We start from the raw sequence: 15,894 nt of genomic DNA, 5'->3' as shown, positions 1-15,894 counted from the left end.
CGCGGGACCCATATGCGACACACGCTGCCAATTGCGCCACAATTCTATGTGACGGCTCCTCAGCCCTGCCCTTATCTTGAAGGCCGGATGGAGCGTAAGCTGTTCACCGCGCTTCAGGGCGAAGGTGCCGACCGGTTGAACAATTCCCTGTCACAACAAGGGTTTCGCCGATCACAAAACGTGCTCTACCGCCCGTCCTGCACCGATTGCGCCGCGTGTTTGTCGGCGCGGATCGATGTGTCGAAATTCCGCCCAAGCAAAAGCCAGAAGCGCGCTGCCAAACGTAACGCGCATCTGCAACGCCGTGCCACCTCGCCCTGGGCTACGGATGATCAGTTTGACCTGTTCCGCCGCTATCTGGACGTGCGCCACGCCGATGGCGGCATGGCCGATATGGATGTTTTCGAATTTGCCGCGATGATCGAAGAGACACCGATCCGCAGCCGCGTGGTGGAATACAGCGACCCGGGCAGTCAGGATCTGATTGCCGTCAGCCTGACAGATGTGCTCGATGACGGGCTCAGCATGGTCTATTCCTTCTATGATCCCGATCAGCACCAAAACTCTCTGGGCACCTACATGATCCTCGACCATATCGAGATCGCGCGCGAGGCGGGTCTGCCATACATCTATCTGGGCTATTGGGTGCCCGGCAGCCCCAAGATGGGCTACAAGGCCAAGTTCACGGGGCTTGAGGTCTTCCTGAACGGGGCGTGGCAGTCGGTAGAAAATCCGCAGGCACTGGCCAATACGTCGCATCACCCCCTGTCCTCGGCCCCCATTGCCGAACAGGTGGCCAATATCCAACTGCCGGACCGTCACCCAACCAAAGGCTGACCTTTTATGAGACAGACCCTTCACGCCGTCACCCTGGTGGTGCCGGACTACGATACCGCTATTGCCTTTTACACCGATACGCTCGGTTTCACGCTGCTACAGGATATTGATCTGGGCGACGGCAAACGATGGGTGCGTGTCGCACCACCAGGATCCTCTAATGGCTCATTACTGCTGGCACGCGCCGAAGGACCTGAACAAAGCGCTGCAATCGGCAATCAGACCGGTGGGCGCGTGGGCTTTTTCCTCGAAACCGACGATTTCGCCCGCGATCACGCTGCCATGCGCGCCGCGGGTGTCACCTTCGAAGAACACCCCCGCACCGAGCCCTATGGTATCGTCGCCGTCTGGCAAGATCCGTTTGGCAATCGCTGGGATCTGATTCAGTTCACCTGATCGTTTCTTCATTTGGCCAGAAATGTCCCGGGGTTGAATTGGCCGCAGGCCAAGAAGGGGCTGGCCCCTTCCCCAAAGCATAAAGAAAAGGGGGCCCGGCGGCCCCCTTTCCATTCTAACAGCGATCTGCACGATCAGTTCGGGATCAGATCCGGGATGATGGTCACGATCGTCGGGAAGAACCACAGGATCGCAATCCCAACCACCTGAATGATCACAAACGGGATGATGCCGCGATAGATATGGCCTGTGGTGACCTCTTTTGGTGCCACGCCCCGCAGGTAGAACAGCGCAAAGCCGAACGGCGGGGTCAGGAACGAGGTCTGAAGGTTCACCGCCACCATGATCGTCACCCATTTCGGGTCAAACGACCCGCCATAGATCACCGGGCCCACGATGGGGATCACGATGTAGATGATCTCGAGGAAATCCAGCACAAATCCCAAGATGAACAACACCAGCATCACGATCAGGAAAACCGTGAACTCGTTGTCGAAACTCCGCAGGAACTGCTGGATGTAATGCTCGCCTCCGAACGAGATCACCACAAGGTTCAGCAATTGCGACCCGATCAGGATGGTAAAGACCATCGAGGTTACCTTGGCGGTCTCACGCACCACCGGTGTAAGCACGCCACTGGTATAGAGCACCCAGCAGCCAAACAGCAGGCCGAACACCGCGTAGAGATAAGTCGCATAGGCAAAGACGAAGGCGACCCAGCTTTCGAACGGCACGCTTTCCTGATTGACACGCAAATCAAAGTTCACACCCAGCAGCAGACAGATGATCACGGCAAAGGTTGCCCAGATGATCACCTTGGCCGAACGATCCTGATCCTTCAGCTTGCGATAGGCCGCCAACATGATGGCCCCGCCTGCGCCCAGAGCCGCAGCGGGCGTTGGGTTGGTCACACCACCCAGGATCGAGCCCAGCACCGCGATGATCAGAACCAGCGGGGGGAAGACCACGCGGATCAGATCATTTGTGGCACAGCGCATCGCTGCTTCTTTACAGCCATAGATCGCCAGACCAAAGGGGATCGCCAGCCTGACAAAGGTCCAGCCGGACGACGTGGTTGGTGAGATGAAGAGAATATCCACCAGCAGCATCAGCACCAAGCCAATCGCCCCGACGATCAAGGGCTGAGGCGACCGCGACGGTGCAATGCCACGACCCAGCGCCAGCGTCAGACCCAGCAGAACCACGATCACTGCAACACCGTTACCGATCGGTGCGGCATTGGCGATCTTGGCCTCGCGCGCTGCGGCCAGTTCCTCTTCGGTCAAGCGCTCGGACTGCTCCGCACCACCGGCGGCGTCGATCTCTTCCTGTTCGGCCACCGCCTGATCCCAGGCGGCCTGCCCGTGCAGGTCGATCATCGAAGTTTTACACTCTTCCGACACATTGGTCCGCAACGACGCGCCTTCTGTGATGTCCGAGAAGGCCGAGACCGAGATGTTCTGGCTGCCGACAACTCCGGCACTGCCCAAAAGAACCGTCCCGACGATCAGCGCGACAGGCACACCCAGCAGCCAGGTCAGGCCTTCCGAACGGGTGATCGGCTCGCCCGATCCGCCAGAAACGGCCACAGCCGGCGCTTTGTCAGGGTTCAGCAACGCATAACCAAAGGCATAAAGTGCATAGAGAAGCGCCAGCATGATCCCCGGCAGCAAGGCCGCTTGGAACAATGTGCCCACCGAAACCACAGCAGGCTCACCTAGATAGGTCAGCGCATCGGTACATCCGGCCTCTTGCGCGCGGGTTTCCTGTGCCGTAGAATAGAGATCCCCGGCCAATGTGCCCAGCAGAACGATCACAATCGACGGCGGAATAATCTGACCCAGCGTGCCCGAGGCGGCAATGACACCGGTGGCAAGCTCGGGCGAATAATTATTGCGCAGCATGGTCGGCAGGGCCAGCAGGCCCATGGTGACCACGGTTGCGCCCACAATCCCGGTCGAAGCGGCCAGAAACGCGCCCACAACCACGATCGACACGGCCAGACCACCGGGCAGTGGACCAAAGACGCGCGCCATCGTGGTCAGCAGATCGTTGGCGATCTTCGAACGTTCCAGCGTGATGCCCATCAGAACGAACATCAGAACCGCCAGCAGCGTCTCAATCGACTGACCAGCCAGAACACGCTCGTTCATGCGGTTCACAATGAAGGATACGTTGCGGTCCAGCGCGGTTTCCCAGCCCGAGGGGAACACCGGCTCACCAATGCGCGGTAACTCGGGGTATCGGAAAACCGATATGACATCGGGTTTGACCCCGGAATTCACCAGATCGCGATACGCGGTCGAGCTTGTGTCAATTGCCTGGTGGATCAACAGCCCGGCACTGTCCAGCGCAGCGATGATCCCGAACGAGATCACCCCGGCACCACCAATGGCGAAAGCCACCGGAAAGCCTGACAAGATGCCTCCGAAGAGGCAGAAGAATACAATAATGAGGCCTATTTCGACGCCATCAAGTCCGAATAGCATAGTCTGGGTCTCCGTCCCTAATGTGCGCCTTCGTAGGCTTCTTCACCTTCGCCAAGGCTGTCCTTGTCGAGGTATTTCCCGGTGCTTTCCTGTCCTTCGACATATTCCAGGTAGGATCGCCACAGGAAGGCTATGGCATGCAGGAACACCATGCCTGCAAACAACATCAGCAGGATCTTGAACAGGAAATACGCGTTGAACCCGTTCGGGCTGAACCCGATCGTTTCAACGTTCCAGCGCAGGGCGCGCGACTTGGCCACCAAACGATCCAGAGTGTCACTGGCCGACGGTTTCGGCACGATCAGGTGACGCCACATGAAGTACCAGCCATACATCCAGGTCAGAACCGCCATTGGCATCATGAACAGCAGCGCGCCGCACATATCGACCACGCGCTTGGCGCGGTGGCTGATCCCCGCATAGATCAGGTCAACACGCACATGCCCGCCCTGCACGAAGGTGTAGGTACAGCACATGCAGACTACCATAGCGTTATAAAGCTTAAGCTCTTCCGCGAACCAACTGATATCCTTCTGAAAAGGGATACCGAACCCAAAGGCCATATCAGCCCGGGTAAAGACGCGCTGCATGAAGACGATGATGATCTGTTGCACCACCATCAACAGCCCCGCCCAGGCAAAGAAGCGCCCCGTCACGTTGGCAAACCCTTCCAGCCCGCGCACCATGTTCCACATGACATTGCGGTACATGACACCAATCACGGTCAGCACCAGAAACAGGGTGAACACCACAAAGAAGAACTCGACGGAACCGCCGTAATAGACAAAGCGCATGATCGCCTCTTTGTCTGACCAGTCCAGCCACAGCTGCGGATGCGTGATGGCGTATCCGAAATTATAGAAGGCTTCGGCGATATTCTGAACGAACCAGATCAGTCCGTTCCACAGGGCGCCGAAGAACGAGATACCGTTTTCGTCCTGCATGTTGTCCCCAGGTCGTCTCGGTTGCACGTGTGTTTATGGCGGTGTCCGCACCGCTTATGTGCAACGGGAAGGGCTTCCCCGCGACCGCGGGGAAACCGATTGATCAAGCGCGTTGCGATTAGCCGCGAACGCGGTCGCGCTGTGCTGTATAGGCACCCGACGACAGGTTCTGCCAACCCGACGACGCTGCCATCGAAGTCATTGCACTGTCGTGGATTTTCTTGAACAGCTCGTCGCCCATGTTCTCGTCCAGAACTTCCTGGCTTGCGGCACCGAACGCATCCCAGACCGAATCCGGGAACTCCAGAACCTTCACGCCACCGGCTTGCAGACGCTGCAGCGCTGCACCGTTATTGGCCAGGAATTGCGCCAGGTTCCACTGGTGCGCTTCACCAGCTGCGATCTCGATGATCTTTTGCTGGGCCGGTGTCAGCTCTTCAAACACGTCGCGGTTTGTCGCCAGCGACAGACCTGCGCCCGGCTCATGGAAGCCCGCGGTGTAGTAGGTCTTGGTGATTTCCTGGAAGCCCGCTTTTTCGTCTGCCCAGGGACCAATCCACTCGGTTCCGTCAATCGCACCGGATGACAGCGCCTGATACACTTCCGAGCCCGGAATGTTCTGAACCGATGCGCCCAGTTTACCCAGCGCCTGACCACCCAGACCCGGCATACGGAACTTCAGACCCTGGAAGTCTTCGGGGCTGTTGATCTCTTTCGAGTACCAGCCACCCGCCTGAGCACCGGTGTTCCCTGCAATGAACGATTTCAGGCCAAAGATTTGGCCCAGCTCATCATGCAGTTCCATACCACCATCGTGATAGTACCAGTTTACCAGTTCTTGCGCGGTCATACCGAACGGAACGGCTGTAAAGAACGCATAACCCGGGTGCTGACCTACAAAGTAATAGTCAGCGGCGTGATACATGTCGGCCTGACCGGATGACACGGCGTCGAAAACCTCGAACGCGCCAACCAGTTCACCAGCAGCTTTGATTTCAACCGTCAGGCTGCCATCCGACATCGCGTTGATGCTGTCGGCGCAACGCTGAGCGCTGTCAAACACGCCTGCCAGACCACGACCCCACGAGGTCACCATGGTCAGTTTGCGATTGCCCTGCGCATAAGCCGGAGCTGCCAGCGTGGTGGCCGCAGCCGCCGAGCCGCCCAGTGCAGATGTTTTCAGAAATGAACGACGATCCATATGAGTGTTCCTCCCCTGCATATTCAAATACCCGGCAAATCACCGGGTCAGTCGAGTTCAGTGCCCGTCACCCTAATGCGGCAGAAATTTATGTGAATACCTACTACTGCGTAGGCGAGTGGCTTTTTTCAGCTCATTTGGGTCAATTCTGGGCAGATTTGATCTGCAACACAGGTCTCTCCCAAGCGCTGGCTGCAAAATACGCCCAATCTTTTTGCAATTTCAGCCCGTCTTGCGTATCGATTCGTCCATGGGCGGATTGCGAAACCTCATCACGTTGACCTACGCGCAGAAACTGTCGCTGGTGGCAGCGCTGCCATTGCTTTTGGCGGTTGCTGCGATTGCGCTTGTCGTGGCCTATGAGTCCCGCGCCACCGCGGAAAGCGAAATCCAAGCGCTCGAGGCACGCCTGATCGAAGCCAAGCAAGAGGAGTTACGCAATTACGTCACACAGGCCCGCAACGGCTTTGCCTATATCTACGGGCGCGCAGCACCTGATGATGATATTGCCAAAAACCTGGTAACCCAAATCCTGTCGGCCATGATCTATGGCAAGGACGGGTTCTTCTTTGTCTATGACTATGATGGCACCAATCTGGTCAGTCCACGCCAGACCGAGTATATCAACCGCAATTGGGAAGGCCTGACCGATGCGGATGGAACGCCGATTGTCGATGAATTCATCCGCCTCGCCCGCCAGGGGGCCGGTTGGCACAGCTTCATGTGGCAAAAGCCCTCGACCGGGGAAGAGGCGCAGATGATCGCCTATGTGGTTGGATTGCAGGATTGGCGGTGGGCCGTGGGCACCGGTGTTTTCATCGACGATATCGTGGCAACAGTTGCCAATGCGCGCGCCGAGGTCGAGGCGCGGGTACAGCGCACCTTCCGCTATATCGGCGCTATTGTTCTGGCCGCCGTGCTGATCGTGTTTGCCTCGGGGATGCTGCTCAATATCCGGGAAAGACGACTTGCAGATGCGCGGCTCAAGGAACTGACCCAGCGGGTTTTCGATGCGCAAGAAGAGGAACGCGGCCGGGTTGCCCGCGAATTGCATGACGGGATCAGCCAGATTCTGGTGGGTGTGCGCTATGCGCTCGACAACGCGCGCCGTCGGCTGACGCGGGGTGATGAGGCTGGTGCACAAGATCCGCTGGAAAAAGGTATCGACAATCTGGGCACCGCCATTTCCGAGGTGCGTCGCATCAGCCGCGACCTGCGCCCGGGCGTGCTTGACGATCTGGGCCTTGGCCCCGCGCTCAAGGCGTTGACCGATGATTTCCGCGAGCGCACGGGAATTGAAACCGAATTCTCGACCGTTGTGTTCCGTAACCGACTGGATCAGGACAGCAAAATCGCGCTCTACCGTATCGCGCAAGAGGCGCTGACCAATATCGAACGTCACTCGGGCGCCACCCGCGTGACCATTGATCTGCGCGGCCATACCAAGGGTGCTACCATGCGCATCACCGATAACGGGCGCGGTCTGCCCAGCGATCGCAGCAGCGTCGGCACCGGGATCGGGCTGCGCAACATGCAGGAACGGATCGAGCAGCTTGACGGGTCGTTGCGTATTCTGTCATCACGCGGCGCGCAAAGCGGTACGGTGATCGAAGCGAGCCTGCCACTGAGCCACCTGCTCTCGCCGCAGGATGACGCAACGCCCAAGCGAAAGGCCAGCCCCTGATGTCCGATCCCATCCGCGTGCTAATCGTCGATGACCACCCGATGGTGGCCGAAGGTATCCAGTCACTGCTGGAAAGCTATGACGAAATCGAAGTGGTCGGCACGCTCCATAATGGTCAAGAGGCCGTGGATCAGGTTCTGCGTCTGAACCCGCATGTAATCCTGATGGATCTGAACATGCCCGGCCTCGGCGGGCTCAGCGCCACCGAGATGATCCTCGAACGCCTGCCAGATACCCGCGTTCTGATCCTGTCCATGCATGACAGCCCCGAATATATCTCGACCGCGCTCAGCCACGGAGCACGGGGATATGTGCTCAAAGACGTGCCGACAGATGAAATCAAACAAGCGATCGACGCGGTCATGCAGGGCGAGCAATATCTCTGCACCGGGGCTCGTGGTTCGTTGCAACCCAAACAGGATGACACGCGCGAGGCGCTGACCGGGCGTGAACAGACCATCCTGCTGGAACTGGCCCAGGGCAAATCCAACAAAGAGGTGGCTCAAGCTTTGGAGATCTCGGTGCGCACTGTCGAAACCCACCGCAAGAACATAAAGCGCAAGCTTGGCATCTCCTCGACCGCAGGGCTGACCCGCTACGCGCTGGAACATGGCATGCTGCAGGGCACCGGTCACAATTTCTGACCGCAGCGCGGAACGCGCTGCCTGGCCCAACCAGAGAAGACGCGCCGCAGGCGTGTCGCCGATGGGCGGGAGACCTAGCTTTCCGCGCTCTGAATACCCTCGCCAAAAAACACCAAAGCTCCGTCCTCATCCAGAACATGAAACTCCCGCTGCATGTATGGCTGGTCAAACGGGGCACGCACGCGGGTTTCGGGCAGGTCTTCCAAGCCCGGACGCAGGCTTTCGTACAATTCATCGATGCCTTCGACGTCGATATAAAAGGAGTGTTCATCCCCCAGCGGTTTGCCATCAGCACGCGGCGGGCATTCCAGCAATCGGATCGCCACCGCGCCATGACGCAAGAACGCGTAATTGTCTTGCCGGAATGTGCAGGTGAACCCCAACCGATCACAGTAGAACCGGATCTGCCGCTCCAGCGATGCGCAAAGGACAAAAGGGGTGAGTTGCAAAAGCTGCGCCACAGAAAGCCTCCAAGCTGAATTCACCTACAAAATAGCATAACTCTGATCCGGCAGCTTGGCTTGATACCGAGCTGCATCGCAGCCCCAAAGGCCGGACTCCGGCGCGCTCGACACGACTCTCACAGCATCAGCTTCGCGGAAATTTCTCAACATGCGTCATTTTGCGCAACAAAATGTCAAAATTTTACACTCTTGGGTTAGAAAATTGGCGCAATTGCCTGTTGACGCCCCCATTCCCTGATCATAATGTCGCTGCCAACGCAAAAAGGAGCCTCTGGCGATGAGAACGCTAGTCGTAATCGTGGGAACCAAGCGCATGGGCCGGTAACGGTAAACCATAATCGAACCCATGCGCCTCCGAAATCATCGGGGGCTTTTTTTATGCGAAACGCAAGACACATGTCGCCAACGGAGCAAAGCAGATGACACGTGAGATGACCGGCGCAAAGATGGTGGTTCAGGCCCTCAAGGATCAGGGCGTGGACACGGTATTCGGATATCCCGGTGGCGCCGTGCTACCCATCTATGACGAGATCTTTCTGCAAAACGACATCCGGCACATTCTGGTGCGCCACGAACAGGGTGCTGTTCATGCCGCCGAGGGCTATGCCCGTGCGACGGGAAAGCCGGGTGTTGCCCTGGTGACCTCGGGGCCTGGCGCCACCAACGCTGTCACAGGACTGACTGACGCGCTGATGGATTCAATCCCGATTGTAGTTCTGACAGGACAGGTTCCCACTTTCATGATCGGCTCGGACGCGTTTCAGGAGGCCGATACCGTCGGCATCACCCGCCCCTGCACCAAGCATAACTGGCTGGTGAAGGACACGGATTCGCTGCCCGGAACGATGCACGAAGCGTTCCACGTCGCCACCTCGGGCCGCCCCGGCCCGGTGCTGATCGACATCCCCAAGGACGTGCAGTTTGCATCGGGCACCTATAGCGCACCCAAGCCTTCTACATCGCATTACCAGCCGGTTCTGAAAGGTGATCTGGAAGAGATCACTGAACTGGTCGCCGCGATGGAGACCGCCAAAAAACCCGTCTTCTATACGGGCGGTGGCGTTATCAACTCGGGCCCCGCCGCCAGCCATTTGCTGCGTGAACTGGTCGATGCCACGGGATTCCCGATCACCTCGACCCTGATGGGTCTGGGCGCATATCCGGCCTCGGGCAAGAACTGGCTGGGGATGCTGGGAATGCATGGTCTCTACGAGGCTAATCTGGCGATGCATGATTGCGACCTGATGATCAATATCGGCGCACGCTTTGATGACCGGATCACCGGTCGCGTGGATGCGTTCTCGCCCAATTCCAAGAAAGCGCATGTGGATATTGATCCCTCGTCGATCAACAAGGTGATCCGCGTCGATATCCCGATTGTCGGCGATGTCGCCCATGTGCTGGAAGACATCCTGAAAGTTTGGAAATCGCGCGGCCGCAAGACGGACGCGGCGGCTGTGAAAAGCTGGCAGGCGCAAATTTCCGAGTGGCGCAAGGTGAACTGTCTGGCCTTCACCGCCAGCGAAAAGACCATCAAGCCGCAACACGCGCTGCAACGGCTGGAAGAGCTGACCAAAAACCACGACCGGTATATCTGCACCGAAGTGGGCCAGCATCAGATGTGGGCGGCACAGTATCTGGGGTTCGAAGACCCCAACCGCTGGATGACTTCGGGCGGGCTGGGCACGATGGGCTATGGCTTCCCCGCTTCAATCGGCGTGCAAATGGCGCACCCCGATGCGCTGGTTATCAACGTGGCGGGTGAGGCCTCGTGGCTGATGAACATGCAAGAGATGGGCACCGCTGTGCAGTACCGCCTGCCGGTGAAACAGTTCATCCTCAACAATGAACGTCTGGGCATGGTCCGCCAGTGGCAGGAACTGCTGCATGGCGAGCGCTACTCGCATAGCTGGTCCGAGGCCCTGCCCGATTTCGTCAAACTCGCCGAGGCCTTTGGCGCCAAGGGCATCCTGTGTTCCGATCCAGCCGATCTGGACGACGCGATCATGGAGATGATCAAATACGACGGTCCGGTGATCTTCGACTGTCTTGTCGAAAAGCACGAAAACTGCTTCCCCATGATCCCGTCAGGCAAAGCCCATAACGAGATGCTGCTGGGTGAGGCCGAAACACAGGGTGTGATCGATTCCAAAGGATCGGTGTTGGTCTGAACTTGTTGCGAGATTTTGCCGGGCGTTGCGACACGCCCGGCGTCAAAAGGATGACGAAAGGGACTTAAATGTCTGCCCTACATATCAAAAAAGGCTCCACCCGCCATTCGGCCTATAATCTACGCCCCACCTTCTCGGACGTGCAGGAGCGCCATACGATCGCCGTTCTGGTTGAGAACGAACCCGGTGTGTTGGCCCGTGTGATCGGGCTGTTCTCGGGCCGCGGCTATAACATCGAAAGCCTGACCGTGGCCGAGGTGGACCATACCGGGCACCTCAGCCGGATCACCATCGTCACCACGGGCACGCCGCAGGTGATCGAACAGATCAAGGCGCAGTTGGGTCGGATTGTGACCGTGCATGACGTGCATGACCTGACCGTCGAAGGCCCCTCGGTCGAACGGGAACTGGCGATTATCAAGGTCGTGGGCGAAGGCGACAAACGGGTCGAGGCGCTGCGGCTGGCCGATATCTTCCGCGCCAATGTGGTCGACAGCACTCTGAACTCGTTCATTTTCGAAATCACCGGTGCACCCGACAAGATTGATGCTTTCGCCGATCTGATGCGCCCTCTGGGCCTGATCGAGGTTGCCCGAACTGGTGTTGCGGCACTGTTGCGTGGCGATTGATGAAAAAGTACACCCCCGGTGATCGCTCCGAGGGTTTTGCGCTAAACATCAGACAATACCTCAAAAAGACCATTGAACTTCAGGCTTATCCGATTAGCCTGAAGGCCGCTGCGTGGTTGATTTCTCTGCCCGCCGCTTTTGGTTGATGAGTGTGACTGCAGCACGTACCAGATTGGTACGGTTGTGTTTTTTCCTGCAATACGAACTTGGGACAAGCATGACCGACCTAAGCGTCAGCCGATCTGAAACACAGGGTGTTTTTGGGGCTAATCTACGCGTAACGGCGAGCCAATACCCGTCGGTCTCGGGGTTGTGTCGTCAACTGGGGATGAACCGCACACAGTTCAACCGTTATCTGTCAGGACAGAACTTTCCCCGGCCCGAGGTATTGGAGCGCATTTGCCGATTTTTCGGCGTGGACGCCCGAATTCTATTGCAGCCTTTGGATGAAATCACCCAGACGCACGCACATCCTGCCACCGAGATGCTCGACCGTTTTTTGGTACCCAAAGAAAAACCCACCCTCGCGAGCGGTTTTTACCAATTGCTTGCCGGTGCACCCGAGGCGCATGCCACAACGCATCATAGCCTGGTACATATTCGTCATGTTGGGCACACGACCCTGTTGCGCGGATATGAACCGCGCGGCGCGAATTCAGCGCACACACCTCAGGGACGCGAGGTTCAAGGCATGGTTGTTGCAACACAGAACAGCCTTTTGATCCTGATGTCGCGCCGCAATGCACAAGATCAGCGCATGATTGTGCTTTCCCGCGCGACAGAGGATGAGGAATGGTCCGGCACGCTGTCGAAGATGTCACACGGCTCTTCGCTCACGCCGCAACAGCTCAAACTGCGCTATCTTGGGCGCTTGGTGTCGACGGCACTGCCCATTGCACGCCTGTCACGCGGCTGAGGCGCCGTCACTATCAACAGTGATCAACCGGTAGAGGTGCCAGCTGGCATGACCCAGCAGCGGCAGCACCAGAAACAGACCCAGGAACCAGGGGATCATCGCCACGAAAGTAAAGACCGCGATCAGCAAACCCCAGATCAGCATCACTTTCAGATTGTCCCGGACATAGGAAAAACTTGCGATCATGGCCGAGACGAAATCCAGCTCGCGGTCCAGCAGCATCGGAATCGACAACACGGTGATCATATAGAGCACCAGGGCAAAAACCGCGCCCACCGCTGTTCCGACCACCAGCATGGTCAACCCGTTGGGCGTCAGGAACACTTGCAGCGACGAGGACACATTGGTCATGGTCGACAGCCCCATGAACAGCGCAAAGATCATGTGGCCAAGAAAGAACCAGAACAGGAACATCACCACGATGATGGCGCAGATCGACGGCAGCTGCCGACGGCTTTGCTGCAGGACAACCCCGAAGATTGCCTTGAACTCCAAAGGCTCACCCTGTTCCAATCGGTGCGATACCTCATAAAGCCCCACGGCGGCGAAAGGGCCCAGCAGTGGAAACCCGATGGCCGCCAGAACCAGCCAATAGGATGTGCCGGTTTCGAGCGTGACCCAGGCCATGAGCCAGCCCGTGATGACGTAAAAGCCCGCAAACAGCAGACCAAAAACCGGCGCGCGGCGCAGATCGGCCCAGGCCATATGCAGCGCCTGTTTCAGCATCCCCGTATTGGCCGGGCGCAGGTCTGGGACCCCAAAGGATTTATCCATCACCCTGTTCCTCCTCCCTTAGAATTCCGCGTCACAAGGCCGGTCTGGTTTGCGGCCATTGCGTCGCCGCATGGTAGGCGGCGCCCATCGACAAGATTCGCGCGTCCGATCCGCGTGGCCCGAAGAGCTGTACGCCCATGGGCAGCCCCGCTGCGCCAAAACCTGCAGGAACCGAGAGACAGGGTAAGCCGATCAGGCTGACGGGTACGACCACCTGCATCCAGCGATGATACGTATCCATCGCCTGCCCCGCGATCTGCGTTGGATAAGGCTGATCGATCTCAAAAGGCCAAACCTGTGCCGAGGGCAAAACCAGCGCGTCATAGCGCTCGAACAGTTGAACCGCCGCTTGGGCCCACTCGGACCTGATGACACTGGCGCGATGCACATCCATCGCCGACAGGGCCAGGCCCCGATCCAGCTCCCATTGCGCGGTGTCCTTGAGCGCCCCCCGCTGCGCAGCCAAGGGGACCAACCCCACCGCCACGCTCCACGAGCGCAAGGTGATCCAACTGTCCCACAGCCGTTCGGCCTCAAAAGGGGGTGCCACGGATTCAACAACTGCGCCCAGGTCGGAAAACACCTGCAGTGCCTCGGTGCTCAACTCCAGAATCCCCGGCTCAAATGGCAGCGCGCCATCCCAATCCCCCAACCAGCCAATCCGCACCCCCGTGAGGTCTGCAGCTTGCACCGGCGAAACGGGTGCCGTTTCAACCGACAAGGGCTGGCGCGGGTCTGCGCCCGAGATCACGTCCAGCAGCAAACCAATATCTTCGGGGCTGCGCGCCATCGGCCCAAGCGTCGAGAGCTGATGCAAGAACACATCTCCGACCGGCTCGGACGGCACCCTGCCCCAGCTGGGTCGAAAGCCGTAGACGTTGTTCCATGCCGCCGGATTGCGCAGGCTGCCCATCATGTCCGACCCGTCCGCGAGGCTTAGCATCCCCGTGGCCAACGCCACCGCCGCCCCACCCGAAGACCCGCCGCAAGACAGATCCAGATCATAGGGGTTGCGCGTAGCGCCGTAGACCGGGTTGAACGTGTGGGAGCCTAGGCCAAATTCAGGCGTATTGGTCTTGCCAATCAGGATCGCGCCTGCCGCCCGCAAACGCGCCGCCAGCAGATCATCGCGGTCGGGTACATGATCCCGAAACAATGGCGAACCCTGGGTCGAGGCAATGCCGGCCACATTCACCAGATCCTTCACCGCAATCGGCAGCCCGTGCAACGGGCCTTTCACCTCGCTTTTGTCAGCGGCCTGCGCCTCTGCCAGCAATTCCTGCGCATCCCGCAAAGCTACAACGGCATTTACCCGGGGATTCACCGCCTCGATCCGATCCAGCGTTGCGCGCATCAGTTCTTGCGCCGACAGGCGGCCCGCTGACAATTCGCTCAGCAGCTGGGTGGCAGAGGTTCGGCTTAGATTCATGAGGGCTCCACTTGGAAAAGACTGGTCCTTCAAACCAGCCTAGCCAAGCCCTTGCAGCAAGAAAACCCGTTGTTTGGATGTATGTTTTTGCCGGTCAGCCCGCTCAACCCCGATCCGCGACAACGGGCCGAAGAAACCTCGGTCGCTTAGCCCAGCAGAACTCCCAGCCGACCTCAGTCGCCCTGCGCCTCGGACCGGCTTTTACCCGCAACGTCTAGCGCGAGCGTTGCGGCCATGAATTCATCCAGATCCCCATCCAGCACCCCTTTGGTGTCCGAGGTCTCGTGATTGGTCCGCAGATCCTTGACCATCTGATAGGGCTGCAACACATAAGAGCGGATCTGGTTGCCCCAGCCCGCGTCACCTTTGGCCTCGTGCGCTGCGTTGATATCGGCGTTCCGGCGATCCAGTTCCTGCTGATAAAGCCGTGATTTCAGCGCCTTCATGGCGATATCCCGGTTCTGGTGCTGAGACTTTTCCGAGCTTGTCACAACAATCCCGGTGGGAATATGTGTGATCCGAACCGCCGAGTCGGTCGTGTTCACGTGCTGTCCGCCCGCGCCTGACGACCGGTAGGTGTCGATGCGAATGTCCGAAGGGTTCACTTCGATCTCGATATTGTCGTCCACCACCGGATAGACCCAGACAGAACTGAACGAGGTATGCCGCTTGGCTGCCGAGTCAAAAGGCGAAATCCGCACCAACCGGTGCACGCCGGATTCGGATTTCAACCAGCCATAGGCGTTGTGCCCCGAAATCTTGTAAGCTGCGGATTTAATCCCCGCCTCTTCGCCCGCTGTCTCGGATTGCAGCTCGACCGTATAGCCCTTTTTCTCGGCCCAGCGTACATACATCCGCGCCAGCATCGAGGCCCAGTCGCAGCTTTCCGTGCCGCCCGCGCCCGAGTTGATCTCGAGGAAGGTATCATTGCTGTCGGCCTCGCCATCCAGCAACGCCTCAAGCTCTTTCTTGGCGGCCTTGTCCTGCAGCGCTTTGATAGCGGCTTCGGCATCATCTACGACGTCCTGATCGTCTTCCATCTCACCCAATTCGATCAGTTCGATATTGTCGCTGAGATCGGTCTTGATCGACTCGTAGGTCTCGATCGCATCCACCAGCATCTGCCGTTCGCGCATCAGCTTTTGTGCGTTTTCGGGGTTGTCCCACAGGTTGGGATCTTCAACCCGCGCGTTGAATTCTTCAAGCCGGTGCGGTGCGGTTTCATAGTCCATGCGCTGCGCCAGCAGCTCCAGCGACTTTTCGATTTCCACCACAATATTCTGGGTTTCGGCGCGCATGGTCTTGTCCCAACTTGC

General features: G+C 58.4%; 14 protein-coding genes. 7 read left to right on the top strand and 7 right to left on the bottom strand.

What is annotated here, in order from left to right; genetic code table 11:
- Positions 1-12: 12 nt before the first annotated feature.
- Positions 13-837, top strand: a complete 825-nt coding sequence (locus tag GOV38_RS00675) for an arginyltransferase (protein ID WP_171207260.1) — start codon at positions 13-15, stop codon at positions 835-837.
- Positions 838-843: 6 nt separating this feature from the next.
- Positions 844-1,233 carry a VOC family protein gene (locus GOV38_RS00670; RefSeq protein WP_171207259.1) on the top strand — a complete coding sequence of 130 codons (390 nt, stop codon included), beginning with the start codon at positions 844-846 and terminating at the stop codon, positions 1,231-1,233.
- 134 nt (positions 1,234-1,367) lie between these two features.
- On the opposite strand, the gene GOV38_RS00665 is transcribed toward GOV38_RS00670, so the two are convergent.
- The 3 genes from GOV38_RS00665 to GOV38_RS00655 form a co-directional block, all read right to left on the bottom strand.
- Complete coding sequence (locus GOV38_RS00665; protein ID WP_171207258.1) at positions 1,368-3,722, bottom strand: TRAP transporter large permease subunit; 2,355 nt, start codon at positions 3,720-3,722, stop codon at positions 1,368-1,370.
- A gap of 17 nt (positions 3,723-3,739) precedes the next feature.
- Entirely contained in the window at positions 3,740-4,666 is a 927-nt protein-coding gene (locus GOV38_RS00660) for a TRAP transporter small permease subunit (protein WP_171130010.1), read from the bottom strand.
- Positions 4,667-4,784: 118 nt separating this feature from the next.
- Entirely contained in the window at positions 4,785-5,867 is a 1,083-nt protein-coding gene (locus GOV38_RS00655; RefSeq protein WP_171099665.1) for a TRAP transporter substrate-binding protein, read from the bottom strand.
- 250 nt (positions 5,868-6,117) lie between these two features.
- Here GOV38_RS00655 and GOV38_RS00650 point away from each other — a divergent pair, with 250 nt between their 5' ends.
- Together GOV38_RS00650 and GOV38_RS00645 are read left to right on the top strand one after the other, a co-directional pair.
- Positions 6,118-7,551 (top strand): cache domain-containing protein, encoded by a 1,434-nt coding sequence (locus GOV38_RS00650; protein ID WP_171207257.1) that lies wholly within the window; start codon positions 6,118-6,120, stop codon positions 7,549-7,551.
- Positions 7,551-8,195, top strand: a complete 645-nt coding sequence (locus tag GOV38_RS00645; protein WP_171130012.1) for a response regulator transcription factor — start codon at positions 7,551-7,553, stop codon at positions 8,193-8,195. Before GOV38_RS00650 ends, GOV38_RS00645 begins: the two co-directional genes overlap by 1 nt.
- A 74-nt stretch (positions 8,196-8,269) precedes the next feature.
- Here GOV38_RS00645 and GOV38_RS00640 read toward each other — a convergent pair whose 3' ends face one another.
- Positions 8,270-8,656, bottom strand: a complete 387-nt coding sequence (locus GOV38_RS00640) for a VOC family protein (protein ID WP_171207256.1) — start codon at positions 8,654-8,656, stop codon at positions 8,270-8,272.
- Between the two features lie 422 nt (positions 8,657-9,078).
- Between GOV38_RS00640 and GOV38_RS00635 the strand changes: the two genes are divergently transcribed.
- The 3 genes from GOV38_RS00635 to GOV38_RS00625 all read left to right on the top strand — a co-directional run bounded on the left by GOV38_RS00635 (position 9,079) and on the right by GOV38_RS00625 (position 12,375).
- Positions 9,079-10,830, top strand: a complete 1,752-nt coding sequence (locus GOV38_RS00635; protein ID WP_171207255.1) for an acetolactate synthase 3 large subunit — start codon at positions 9,079-9,081, stop codon at positions 10,828-10,830.
- A gap of 68 nt (positions 10,831-10,898) precedes the next feature.
- Entirely contained in the window at positions 10,899-11,459 is a 561-nt protein-coding gene (gene ilvN / locus GOV38_RS00630; RefSeq protein ID WP_171130023.1) for an acetolactate synthase small subunit, read from the top strand.
- A 217-nt stretch (positions 11,460-11,676) separates the two neighbouring features.
- Positions 11,677-12,375: a helix-turn-helix transcriptional regulator gene (locus tag GOV38_RS00625; RefSeq protein WP_171207254.1), complete on the top strand. Its 699-nt coding sequence runs from the start codon at positions 11,677-11,679 to the stop codon at positions 12,373-12,375.
- Here GOV38_RS00625 and GOV38_RS00620 read toward each other — a convergent pair.
- The 3 genes from GOV38_RS00620 to prfB all read right to left on the bottom strand — a co-directional run bounded on the left by GOV38_RS00620 (position 12,364) and on the right by prfB (position 15,876).
- Positions 12,364-13,149: a DUF2189 domain-containing protein gene (locus tag GOV38_RS00620; protein ID WP_171099676.1), complete on the bottom strand. Its 786-nt coding sequence runs from the start codon at positions 13,147-13,149 to the stop codon at positions 12,364-12,366. The genes GOV38_RS00625 and GOV38_RS00620 overlap by 12 nt on opposite strands.
- A gap of 31 nt (positions 13,150-13,180) precedes the next feature.
- Positions 13,181-14,578, bottom strand: coding sequence for an amidase (locus GOV38_RS00615; protein ID WP_171207253.1), 1,398 nt, complete (start codon positions 14,576-14,578; stop codon positions 13,181-13,183).
- A 173-nt stretch (positions 14,579-14,751) separates the two neighbouring features.
- Positions 14,752-15,876 (bottom strand): peptide chain release factor 2, encoded by a 1,125-nt coding sequence (gene prfB / locus GOV38_RS00610; protein WP_171130034.1) that lies wholly within the window; start codon positions 15,874-15,876, stop codon positions 14,752-14,754.
- Between the last annotated feature and the right edge of the window lie 18 nt (positions 15,877-15,894).

It is taken from the genome of Ruegeria sp. HKCCA5839 (assembly GCF_013035585.1).
GTDB lineage: Bacteria > Pseudomonadota > Alphaproteobacteria > Rhodobacterales > Rhodobacteraceae > Ruegeria.
The sequence above is the reverse complement of the archived record's forward strand: the minus strand, read 5'-3'. Positions and strand labels throughout refer to the sequence as shown.

Bases quoted from the DNA above. Each gene is read 5' to 3' on its own strand.
- GOV38_RS00675 (WP_171207260.1), top strand. From the start codon at position 13: ATGCGACACACGCTGCCAATTGCGCCACAATTCTATGTGACGGCTCCT.
- GOV38_RS00670 (WP_171207259.1), top strand. From the start codon at position 844: ATGAGACAGACCCTTCACGCCGTCACCCTGGTGGTGCCGGACTACGAT.
- GOV38_RS00665 (WP_171207258.1), bottom strand. From the start codon at position 3,722: ATGCTATTCGGACTTGATGGCGTCGAAATAGGCCTCATTATTGTATTC.
- GOV38_RS00660 (WP_171130010.1), bottom strand. From the start codon at position 4,666: ATGCAGGACGAAAACGGTATCTCGTTCTTCGGCGCCCTGTGGAACGGA.
- GOV38_RS00655 (WP_171099665.1), bottom strand. From the start codon at position 5,867: ATGGATCGTCGTTCATTTCTGAAAACATCTGCACTGGGCGGCTCGGCG.
- GOV38_RS00650 (WP_171207257.1), top strand. From the start codon at position 6,118: ATGGGCGGATTGCGAAACCTCATCACGTTGACCTACGCGCAGAAACTG.
- GOV38_RS00645 (WP_171130012.1), top strand. From the start codon at position 7,551: ATGTCCGATCCCATCCGCGTGCTAATCGTCGATGACCACCCGATGGTG.
- GOV38_RS00635 (WP_171207255.1), top strand. From the start codon at position 9,079: ATGACACGTGAGATGACCGGCGCAAAGATGGTGGTTCAGGCCCTCAAG.
- ilvN (WP_171130023.1), top strand. From the start codon at position 10,899: ATGTCTGCCCTACATATCAAAAAAGGCTCCACCCGCCATTCGGCCTAT.
- GOV38_RS00625 (WP_171207254.1), top strand. From the start codon at position 11,677: ATGACCGACCTAAGCGTCAGCCGATCTGAAACACAGGGTGTTTTTGGG.
- GOV38_RS00620 (WP_171099676.1), bottom strand. From the start codon at position 13,149: ATGGATAAATCCTTTGGGGTCCCAGACCTGCGCCCGGCCAATACGGGG.
- GOV38_RS00615 (WP_171207253.1), bottom strand. From the start codon at position 14,578: ATGAATCTAAGCCGAACCTCTGCCACCCAGCTGCTGAGCGAATTGTCA.
- prfB (WP_171130034.1), bottom strand. From the start codon at position 15,876: ATGCGCGCCGAAACCCAGAATATTGTGGTGGAAATCGAAAAGTCGCTG.